At 70.5% G+C, this 10,382-nt stretch carries 10 protein-coding genes; 2 read left to right on the top strand and 8 right to left on the bottom strand.

Going from position 1 to position 10,382, the window contains the following annotated elements; translation table 11 throughout:
* Nucleotides 1–589 precede the first annotated feature (589 nt).
* Nucleotides 590–1,858 (bottom strand): tyrosine--tRNA ligase, encoded by a 1,269-nt coding sequence (gene tyrS, locus ACZ55U_RS23770; protein WP_465528707.1) that lies wholly within the window; start codon nt 1,856–1,858, stop codon nt 590–592.
* Nucleotides 1,859–2,194: 336 nt separating this feature from the next.
* Between tyrS and ACZ55U_RS23765 the strand changes: the two genes are divergently transcribed.
* Nucleotides 2,195–2,725 carry an HNH endonuclease gene (locus tag ACZ55U_RS23765; protein ID WP_465528703.1) on the top strand — a complete coding sequence of 177 codons (531 nt, stop codon included), beginning with the start codon at nt 2,195–2,197 and terminating at the stop codon, nt 2,723–2,725.
* A 139-nt stretch (nt 2,726–2,864) separates the two neighbouring features.
* On the opposite strand, the gene ACZ55U_RS23760 is transcribed toward ACZ55U_RS23765, so the two are convergent.
* The 7 genes from ACZ55U_RS23760 to ACZ55U_RS23730 form a co-directional block, all read right to left on the bottom strand.
* Nucleotides 2,865–4,847 carry an outer membrane protein assembly factor BamB family protein gene (locus ACZ55U_RS23760; protein WP_465528701.1) on the bottom strand — a complete coding sequence of 661 codons (1,983 nt, stop codon included), beginning with the start codon at nt 4,845–4,847 and terminating at the stop codon, nt 2,865–2,867.
* Nucleotides 4,848–4,965: 118 nt separating this feature from the next.
* The gene (locus tag ACZ55U_RS23755; protein WP_465528699.1) at nt 4,966–5,271 is read right to left on the bottom strand and encodes a 4a-hydroxytetrahydrobiopterin dehydratase; all 306 of its coding nucleotides are present in this window, start codon (nt 5,269–5,271) and stop codon (nt 4,966–4,968) included.
* A gap of 64 nt (nt 5,272–5,335) precedes the next feature.
* Nucleotides 5,336–5,515, bottom strand: a complete 180-nt coding sequence (locus ACZ55U_RS23750; protein ID WP_465528697.1) for a DUF1272 domain-containing protein — start codon at nt 5,513–5,515, stop codon at nt 5,336–5,338.
* 38 nt (nt 5,516–5,553) lie between these two features.
* Entirely contained in the window at nt 5,554–6,312 is a 759-nt protein-coding gene (locus ACZ55U_RS23745) for a sulfite exporter TauE/SafE family protein (protein WP_465528695.1), read from the bottom strand.
* A 203-nt stretch (nt 6,313–6,515) separates the two neighbouring features.
* The gene (locus tag ACZ55U_RS23740) at nt 6,516–7,565 is read right to left on the bottom strand and encodes an SPFH domain-containing protein (protein WP_465528693.1); all 1,050 of its coding nucleotides are present in this window, start codon (nt 7,563–7,565) and stop codon (nt 6,516–6,518) included.
* Between the two features lie 10 nt (nt 7,566–7,575).
* Nucleotides 7,576–7,998, bottom strand: a complete 423-nt coding sequence (locus ACZ55U_RS23735) for an NfeD family protein (RefSeq protein WP_465528691.1) — start codon at nt 7,996–7,998, stop codon at nt 7,576–7,578.
* 120 nt (nt 7,999–8,118) lie between these two features.
* On the bottom strand, nt 8,119–8,910 hold the full coding sequence (locus tag ACZ55U_RS23730) for an ABC transporter ATP-binding protein (protein ID WP_316526946.1): 792 nt from the start codon (nt 8,908–8,910) through the stop codon (nt 8,119–8,121).
* Nucleotides 8,911–9,059: 149 nt separating this feature from the next.
* Between ACZ55U_RS23730 and ACZ55U_RS23725 the strand changes: the two genes are divergently transcribed.
* Entirely contained in the window at nt 9,060–9,863 is an 804-nt protein-coding gene (locus tag ACZ55U_RS23725; protein WP_465528689.1) for a hypothetical protein, read from the top strand.
* Nucleotides 9,864–10,382 lie beyond the last annotated feature (519 nt).

The following is a 10,382-nucleotide window of genomic DNA, read 5'->3' as shown; positions in this document are numbered from 1 at the left end:
CACACTCGCGTTGAGCGGCACGGCAACCACCGGAATAAGGCGGCCCCGCGCACTGCGTCCTCGCTAGTGTTATTTCAAAAGGAATCTCCAACCCCAGTCACAATGACCGAGGCCGGGGATGTCAACATATCTGGCGTTGACTTTTGGCACGCTGTTGAGTTCTCAAGGAACGGACGCTTCCTTCGGACCGCCTTCCGGCAGGCCCTCCGGGCTTCGTTCTTTCGTGTTTCCAGCTTATCAGACGTTTTCCGCTCCGTTTTCCGGAGTTTCATTCACCTGACTCCCGAACTGGCCGGGGTCACTTTCGCGACGTCCATCACATTAGCGCATTCCGAGTTTCACTCGAAATTCACTCCCGGCCCTCGTTGGCGGCAACGCCAACGAACCCATCTTCATGGGATCAGAGTGAGAGTGGGTCGTGCTGAATGGGATGGCCGCTCCAGCGACTCGTTCAACACTAGGCCACCCGGACGACGTCGTCAAACGTCGAGGGCCGGATCTGTCCAGATCCGGCCCTCGACGCTCTGAATCGCAGGTCAGAGCAGGTGCACTTTCAGCCAGCCCTCAGCCCGGCCGGTTCGTCGACCGGTCAGCCGGCGGCGACCAGTTCCACCGCCGCCAGGTTCCGCTTGCCCCGTCGCAGCACGAGCCAGCGACCGTGCAGCAGGTCGGCCTCGGTCGGCGCCGCCTCCTCGTCCGCCACCTTGACGTTGTTGAGGTAGGCCCCGCCCTCCTTGATCGTCCGGCGGGCGGCCGAGCGGCTCGGAGAGAGACCCACGGCGACCAGCAGGTCGACCACCGACTGGAGTTCCGACACCTCGGCCTTCGGGACCTCGGCCAGGGCGGCTGCCAGAGTGGGAGCCTCCAGATCGGCGAGGTCTCCCTGGCCGAACAGCGCCTTGGACGCGGCGACCGCGCGCTCGTACTGCTCCGCACCGTGGACCAGCGTGGTGAGCTCCTCGGCGAGGGCGCGCTGGGCGAGGCGGGCGGCGGGGCGCTCGGTGGTCTCGCGCTCCAGCTCCTCGATCTCCTCCTTCGAGCGGAAGCTGAAGATCCGCAGGAAGGTGGGGATGTCCCGGTCGTCCGCGTTCAGCCAGAACTGGTAGAAGGCGTACGGGGTGGTCAGCTCGGGGTCGAGCCAGACCGTTCCGGACTCGGTCTTGCCGAACTTGGTGCCGTCGGCCTTGACGATCAGCGGAGTGGCGAGCGCGTGGACGGACTTGCCGTCGGCCTTGCGGATCAGGTCCGTACCGGCGGTCAGGTTGCCCCACTGGTCGCTACCGCCGGTCTGCAGGACGCAGCCGTAGCGGCGGTTCAGCTCCAGGTAGTCCATGCCCTGGAGGATCTGGTAGCTGAACTCGGTGTAGCTGATGCCGGCATCGGAGTTGAGCCGTCGGGCGACGGCCTCCTTCGCGATCATGTTGTTGACCCGGAAGTACTTGCCCACGTCGCGCAGCAGGCTGATCGCCGACATCCCGGACGTCCAGTCCAGGTTGTTGACCATGCGGGCCGCGTACGGGCCCTCGAAGTCGAGGAACCGCGAGATCTGGCCACGCAGGCGCTCGACCCAGCCGGCCACCGTCTCGGGATCGTTGAGCACGCGTTCGGCGGTGGGCTTCGGGTCACCAATCAGGCCCGTGGCGCCGCCGACCAGGCCGAGCGGGAGGTTCCCCGCCTGCTGGATGCGGCGCATGGTGAGGATCTGCACCAGGTTGCCGAGGTGCAGGCTGGGGGCCGTCGGGTCGAAGCCGCAATAGAACGTGACCGGGCCGTCCGCGAACGCCTTGCGCAGTGCGTCCTCGTCAGTGGACAGGGCGATCAGCCCACGCCACCGCAGCTCGTCGACGATGTCCGTCACGGTCACGCTTCTCCTTCGATCGGGCGTCCGCCCGGCGACGGCCCGGTTCGATCGGGCCCCGGGTCGGTACGACTCCAGCCTGATAGAGCCTACGCGGTTCCTGCCAGCGAGTTTTCCCCGAGGCACCCGAGCGGCGCCTCCGGGGCGCCCGCGCCGCGCCCGCGACGTGCCCCGCCGGGCACCGGTCCGCTCCCCCGGATCCCCTCTCCGATACCGGAAATTCCGTTGTTCGACGGCTGCGGGCCCATTCAGAGTGGTTCCACCGCCGTGCGGCGGCAGTGACGTGTGTGGAGACGGTCGTGCCGCCGTGGCACGCCCGCGGGAAGGGTGTGCCGAGTGCGCAACACGCTGGTTCTGAACGCGAGCTACGAGCCCTTGACGACGGTGTCGCTCCAGCGCGCCGTCGTCCTGGTGCTCCAGGACAAGGCAGTGGTGGAGCAGGCGCACCCGCTGCGCTCGATCCGGGGGACGGGCGTGACCGTCCCGGTGCCACGGGTGATCAGACTGCAACGGTACGTACGGGTGCCGTTCCGACAACAGGCTCCGTGGTCGAGGCGGGGCGTCCTGGCCAGGGACCAGCACCTGTGCGCGTACTGCGGTCGGCGGGCCACCACGGTGGACCACCTCCAGCCCAGGTCGCGCGGTGGCGCGGACAGCTGGATGAACACCGTGGCCGCGTGCGCGGAGGACAACCAGCGCAAGGCGGACCGCACACCGGAGCAGGCCGGGATGAAACTGCTGCGTCGCCCGTTCGTCCCGACGCCGCAGGCCAGCCTGATGCTGGCGCTCGGACTGCGCGGCTCGGAGGTCCGGGACCTCGCCGACTGGCTGCCGGCCGTACCGGGCCGGCCCGTCTCCGCGGCCTGAGGCCTGACATCTCCAGCGGGATCGCCTCGCCTCAGGCTCCACCGGGATCGAGAGCGCTCTCGACGCGAAGGCTCCCTCGTGGCGGGACGGGCGGGAAACCGGGGTACGAGAAGGGCGGTTATAAGGGCAGGAGAAGGTCTCAGCCCTTCGCCTGGTAGCCCGCCGCCGTGCCGTAGTTGGCCGAGTGCTCGGGCACCACGACCACCTGTCCGCCGCCGATCAGCACCCGTCCGGAGATCAGCAGCGAACCGGTGCCCGGCGGAAAGTTGCCGCCGGGCGCCTCCTCGCCGCCGGCCAGGGGGAACCGGCTGAGGCGGGCGGGCTGGTCGCGGCGCTCGTCGGCGGCGAGCACCAGCGATCCGCCGTCGATGCCGACCGCTCGGGTGGCGCCCTTGGCGGCCGTCGGCGCCTTCCAGCGCTGCTTGCCGGTGTCCAGGTCGTAGCCGACCGCGGACACCGGCCCGCCGACGTTCGGCGGAGCGATGGTGGTGACCATCGTGCGGCCCTCGAAGTACACGCCCGGAGTGGCCGAGAACGCACCGTGGGCGACGTCCAGCCGACCGCCGTCGACGGACACCGGAATCTCCGCGGCCGGGTCGCCGGCCGTGCCCCAGGCGAACACCCGGTCGTTCTCGGGCTTCTCCCCGGTGGTGAGCACCACGGGCGGTTCGGCGGAGAGCACGGTCACGGTCTTCGGCTGGTTGTTCAGACCCCGCCACCAGCTGACCTTGCCGTCCGCGACGTTCAGCGCGACGGCCTGGTCGGCGGGGGTCGAATCGGCGCAGGAGGAGGCGACGAGCACGGTCTTGCCGCTGACGCCCCCGGAGAGGGTGCAGAACCTGCCCTGTCCGGTGTACTGCCAGACGTCCTTCCCGTCCGTCGACTCCCAGGCCAGCGCCCGGTCGTCGCCTACGGCGACCATCTTGTCCTCGGTGACGCCCACCCGGGCGGAGTAGGTGCCCTTCGTGTCCGAGAGGGTCTTGGTCCAGGCGGTCTTGCCGTTCTTGGTGTCCACGGCGGCCAGCAGCGTGCAGGGGCTCTTCGGATCGGCCTGCGGACGGAACAGCACCGCTCCCAGGCCCGCCTGGTTCACCCCCGCCGACAGCCCGCACGGCACCGCCCCGGCGACCGGCGGCTCCACCGACCAGGTCGGCTTGCCGCCCGCCCGGTCGTACGCGTGCACCCCGGAGCCGTCGGCCCGCACCACGGCGTCGGCCAGCAGCCAGCTGCCGATCAGCGTGTCGTCGCCCGCCGATGCCCCGGCCGCGGCGGGCTGCGCGGCCCACGCCCGGTTGTGCGCCACCGCGAAACCCGGCTCGCCGCCACTGCTGGCCGCCGCGCTGCCTCCGCTCTCGGCGCCGACCATCAGCCCCGTCCCCACCAGCACGCCCAGCGCGGCCACGCCCGCGCCGGTCCGCACCAGCAGGGCCCGGCGGCTGGGCATGTGCTCGCCGGTCAGCACCGCGCCGGCGGCCTTCCGGGCCGTGGCCGAGAGCGATGAGCCGGACCGGGAGCCGGTGTCGGAACCGGAGCGCGAGCGGGCACCGCCCCCGGCACCTCGCCGGGCCGCGGCCCGCGACGGAGCGGCGGGCTCGGCCTGGAGTTCGGAGGGCTGCTCCGGAGAAGTCTTCTCGGGCTCCTGCGGGTCGGGAGCTGCCTCGGGCTCCTCGATGCGCACATAGCCGTCCGCCGAGTACTCCGCGCCCTCCGGGACGTACAGGCTCTCCCCGACCGGCTGCCCGGAGTCGGCGTACGACCCGTAGGGCTGGAACTGCTGGCCGTGGTCCGGGTATTGCGGGTACGGCTGGTACTGCTCCTGGCCGACGTACTGGCTCTGGGCGTGGCCGCCTTCGACGCAGGCCGTCCGCCCGTATCCGCTCTCGACGTAGCCGCCCTGGTCATAGCCGGTGTACCCGTGCGCCTGGACGTCCTGGCCGTACTGCGGCTGCTGCTGCCCGTACTCGACCGAGCCGTAGACCGACTGCTGCTGCCACGGCGACGACTGCTGCGGTGGCAGCTCTTGCTCGGAGTGTCCGCCGTGCCCACCGTGCTGCCAGTACGGGTGCCCCTGGGGCTGCCACGGCTGCTGGGAGGGGGCGTCTCCGAAGGGCTCCTGCGCCATCCGTTCCGTCCCTCCCGTGCCCGTCCGCCTGCCGATGCGGCAGTCAGCATCTCACGCCCGCCCGAGGGCACGGTCCCGGGCCTCCACCGTACGGTTTGGAACCCTCCGTCGACCCGCGTCAGGCCGCCGACTCCGCGCGCAGGGCCTCGTCGATCCGGGCGGCGAGAGTGAAGTCCAGACCGGTGAGACCGCCGGCGCTGTGGGTTGAGAGGACGAATCGGAGCGTGCGCCAGCGGATGTCGATGTCGGGATGGTGGTCGAGTGCCTCGGCCTGCTCGGCGACGGCGACGACCACCCGGATCGCCGCCGGGAAGTCCGGGGCGTCGGCGCTACGGGCGATGCTGTCGCCCTCCCGGGTCCACTGCGGCAGTGCCGCCAGGGCCGTCGTGACCTCGTCCTCGTTCAGCCGTGCCCTGCTGCTCATCTCCGCGCTCCTGGTGGCTCGTCGGTCCGGGTGCCAGGACTCCGGGGTGCTCGGGATCCCTGGGTCAGGCGGCCTTCCGACGCGGACGGGCCACCAGCTCGCCTCCGCAGTTGGGGCAGGTGGCGGCCATGGCCTCGGTACAGTCCGAGCAGAAGGTGCACTCGTAGGAACATATCGAGGCGGGGCCGTCGGCAGTGAGCGACACCGCGCAGCGTTCGCAGGTCTCACGCATCTCCAGAGCCATGACGCATTCCTCCGACTCTCATTCAGGCTGACGACTGCTCACTTCATCAGCAGTTTGGTGACGGCAGCGAGACCGACCACCACGATGACAGCGCGCAACGCGGCCGGTGCGAGGCGGCGGCCGACCTTGGCGCCGACCAGGCCGCCGACCAGCGAGCCCGCCGCGATCAGCCCGGCCGCCGCCCAGTTCACGGTCGACGTGAACAGGAAGAAGAGCGCGGCCACAGCATTGACGATCATCGCCAGGGCGTTCTTCACCGCGTTGATCCGCTGGAGGTCCTCCTGGAGCAGCATGCCCATCAGCGCCATCAGCAGGACGCCCTGCGCGGCACCGAAGTAGCCGCCGTAGATGCCGGTGAGGAACACCCCGAACAGCAGCACCGGGCTGCCGTCCGGGTCCCCGCCGGGACGGCGACGGGCTGCGACGGCCTTGGCCACCCGGGGCTGGATCACCACCAGGACGAGCGCGAGCAGGATCAGCACCGGGACGATCGCGTCGAAGGCGCCGCTCGGCAACTTGATCAGCAGCAGCGCCCCGACCAGGCCCCCGAGCAGCGACGCGCTGCCCATGCGCAGCACGCGGCGGCCCTGGCCGGCGAGTTCACGGCGGTAGCCGATCACACCGCTGAGCGAACCTGGCACGAGGCCGAAGGAGTTGGAGACGTTGGCGGTGATCGGCGGGATGCCCACGGCGAGCAGGACGGGGAAGGTGATCAGAGTGCCGGAGCCGACGATCACATTGATCATCCCGGCGCCGACGCCGGCCACCAGAACGGCGATCGACTCCCAGAGCGTCATGTGTCACCTCTCCTCTCGGTCCTGTCCGAGGGGATCATGCCGGACCACCTCGCGGGCCTACCAGAGTCGCCCACGATTCGGGACGCACGCCACAGCCTCCCGCGCCCCGGTGCGCACGCTTCGGCGCCGCGTCGGCGCCGCCGAAGGGCCGAGGGCCCGCCACCTCTCGGCGACGGGCCCTCGGCGAAGCATGATCCGAACGATCACTCCAGGTCGATCTTCGGGTACTCTCGCACCGGGTCCACCCGGGGGCGGGCGGCGCCCTTCTCGGTGTCCACCGGCCGCGGGCCGGATGCCGGGTCGAGCGGCACCTGGGTGGCCGCCGGGGCCGTCTGCGGAACACTGGGCGCCGCGACCGCGCCGCCGTTCATCCCGCCGTTGCCGGTCAGGCCGGTGAAGGCGCCACCGAGGCCCTTGAGCGCGTCGCCGACCTCGCTGGGAATGATCCAGAGCTTGTTGGAGTCTCCCTTGGCCAGCTCGGGCAGGGTCTGGAGGTACTGGTAGGCAAGCAGCTTCTGGTCGGCGTCGCCGTCGTGGATGGCCTCGAAGACCGTACGGATCGCGGCCGCCTCACCGTCCGCGCGCAGGACCGCGGCCTGGGCCTCACCTTCGGCCTTGAGCACTTCGGCCTGCTTCTCACCCTCGGCCTTGAGGATCTGGGCCTGGCGCTGGCCCTCGGCGGTGAGGATCGCGGCGCGCTTGTCCCGGTCGGCGCGCATCTGCTTCTCCATCGAGTCCTGGATGGAGGTCGGCGGCTCGATCGCCTTCAGCTCGACGCGGTTGACCCGGATGCCCCACTTGCCGGTGGCCTCGTCCAGGACGCCGCGCAGGCCGGCGTTGATGACCTCGCGCGAGGTCAGGGTGGACTCGAGGTCCATCGAGCCGATGATGTTGCGCAGGGTGGTGACGGTCAGCTGCTCGATCGCCTGGATGTAGCTGGCGACCTCGTACGTCGCGGCGCGGGCGTCGGTCACCTGGTAGTAGATGACGGTGTCGATATTGACGACCAGGTTGTCCTGGGTGATCACCGGCTGCGGCGGGAACGGCACGACCTGCTCGCGCAGGTCGATCCGGTTGCGGACGCGGTCGATGAACGGGACGACGATGTTCAGCCCTGCGTTGAGCGTCCGGGTGTAGCGGCCGAAGCGCTCCACGATCGCGGCGCTGGCCTGCGGGATGACCTGGATCGTCTTGATCAGCGCGATGAAGGCCACCACGACCAGGACGACCAAAACGATAAGGACGGGTTCCACGGACTCTCCCCTAGACGACCAGGGCGGTCGCGCCCTGGATTTCGACGACGTCGACCTGCTGCCCAGGCTCGTACACCTGGCCCGGGTGGAGTGCACGGGCTGACCAGATCTCGCCGTTCAGCTTGATCCGCCCGCCCTCCCCGTCGACGGTTTCCGCGACGACCGCGGTGGCGCCCTGGAGCGCCTCGATGCCCATCTTGACCTGCGGACCCTTCTGCAGCTGGCGTCGGGCGATCGGACGCACGAAGACCACCATGGCGACCGAGACCGCGACGAAGGTCAGGGTCTCCACGACCACTCCGCCGCCCAGCGCCGCCACGCCGGCGGCGACCAGAGCGCCGACCGCGAACATGGCGAACTCGGGCACCGCGGTGAGCACCAGCGGTATGCCAAGCGCTGCGGCGGCCAAGAGCCACCAAATCCAGCTGTCCACACGTCCATCCTAGGGAGCGAAGGCCTTCGAAGCGGACAGTTCCCGCAGGTCGAGGGGTGGAAACCGGTCGCGCGTGCGACCGGTTTCCGACAGCCTTCCGGATGACGGACAGACAGGACCTCAGCCCAGCGGCAGGCCCTGGGCCGACCAGCGGTCTCCGTGCCGCTCCAGGGTGAGCGGCAGGCCGAAGCACTTGGAGAGATTCCGGGCGGTCAGCTCGGTGTCGATGGGACCGGCCGTGAGCACCTTCCCCTGACGGATCATCAGAACGTGGGTGAAGCCCGGCGCGATCTCCTCGACATGGTGGGTGACCATCGCCATCGCCGGGGCGAACTCGTCCTGGGCGAGCGCGCCGAGCCGGCGGACCAGGTCCTCACGGCCGCCGAGATCCAGACCGGCGGCGGGCTCGTCGAGCAGCAGCAGCTCGGGGTCGGTCATCAGGGCGCGGGCGATCAGGGTGCGCTTGCGCTCGCCCTCGGAGAGGGTGCCGAACTTGCGGCCAGTGAGATTGGCCATACCAAGGCGGTCGAGCAGAGCGAGGGCGCGGGCCTCGTCCGACTGCTCGTAGCTCTCCTGCCAGCTGACCGTCATGCCGTACGCGGCGGTGAGCACGGTCTGGAGCACCGTCTGCTCGGCCGGCAACTTGTCGAACATGGCGGCGCCGGCCAGACCGATCCGGGAACGCAGTTCGAAGACGTCGATCTCGCCGAGCTTCTCACCCAGGACCGTGACCTTGCCCGAGGTCGGGAAGAGGTACGACGAGGCGATCTGCAGCAGCGTGGTCTTGCCTGCGCCGTTCGGGCCCAGGATGACCCAGCGCTCGCCTTCGGAGATGGACCACGAGACCTGGTCGACCAGCGCGCGCCCCTCTCGGACCACGGATACGTCCACCAGCTCCAGCACGTCGCTCATGCCTATGCCTTCCCCAAAAACAAGATTCTCGGCCGTCGGTGCGGGCGGCGAGCCTACTCCGGCAGCCGGTGGGCACGGGGTGGGTGCGCCGCACACGCATGGGCAAACCTACGCCACGCGGATGACCGCCGATTCCGTAGGCTGGCCGGATGCTCGCGACTCCTGCCGACAATCCGTACGAAGAGCCCCGTTCGGGGCGGCTCACCGCATGGGGCAACGCCCTGCTGGCAGGCCTGGTGCCTCCGGACGACGCCGCTGCGGCCGTCTTGGGTGGGGACGAGTCCCACCGGGTGACCGATCTGCCGGGCGACGAGCCCGGCGAGCGGCATGGGCTGACCTGGGCGCTGGGGCGGCTTCGGGTGCTCGGTGTGAAGGGCCTGCGCCTCGCGCTCCCCTCAGCCGGGCATCCGCTCGGACTGACCGGGCCGAGGGCCTTCAACGACCAGGCCATGAGTGCGGGCGAGGCCGTCCTGGCCGTGGGCGCACCGCTCGGTCTGGTGCCGGAGGTGGAGGTGTACGGCCCGGCCGGCGATCGCTCGGCCACCGTGCTGTGGCGCTGTTCCGAGGTCAACGACGCACCGCCGGCCGACGTGCCGTCGCTGCACGAGGCCGAACGTGAGCTTGCGGACGGTCTGCGGGAAGCAACCGTCATGCTGTCCCGTCTCGACGTGGCCGGCGCCGGGCCCGAGGCCCTCCGCGCCCTCGACGCCTACCGCCGCCGAGGTCACAGCGAGCTGCTCGCCCCCGGCTACCCGCCCCGGGCCGTTCGCGTCCTGGAGTCCGCCCGTCAGGTGTCCGCCTTGCTGTCGATCGCCTCCGACGGGCACGGAGCCGCCGTGAGCGCCTCCGAGATGGCGGCCCGCCAATCCGTCCTGGCCCCGCTGCAGCGCACCGCCCGACGCGCACAGGTGGCCGCCTACAACGCCCTCGTCGACGAGCGAGACGACCGCTGAGAGCTGCTGGGGCCCAGGGGCGATGGCGAGCGCGATGACCTCCGCGCGCTCGTACCTGCCGTCGGGCCCGGCGGTCAGGTCGCCCTGCGCCGTGGCGGCCGACAGCCGGCACCGGGGCCACCCCAGGGCGACGGCTGTCTCCTCCGCCGAGTAGCTCTCCGCAAGTCGGCATTCCAGAGCCTCGGCCGCGGCCCGTGCCGTCGCCGCGGCCTTGCGCAAACGCTCCAGCACGACCTGCTCCACTGCGGCGTACGGAACCGCGGCGAGGGCCTCCCGGCTGTACGTCGGCCAGCCGCGGTATCCACCGCAGGGGCGGAGTTCTCCTGCGGTGGCGAGCCGCCTGACGTCCTCGGCGATCACCAACAAGCCGGTGGTGTGGGCCAGTACGGTGGCCGCTTTGGCCGCGCCCACCGGCGGGACCGTGCCCAGCGCGCGAATGATCTCCTCGGCACGAACGTTCAACTGGGCCTCCACAAGGGCAGACCACGCACCGCTGCCGAGGTCCGGCTCGGGGATCAG

Source organism: Kitasatospora sp. NPDC034533 (genome assembly GCF_055575155.1).
This window is presented reverse-complemented; position numbering and strand designations above follow the sequence as displayed.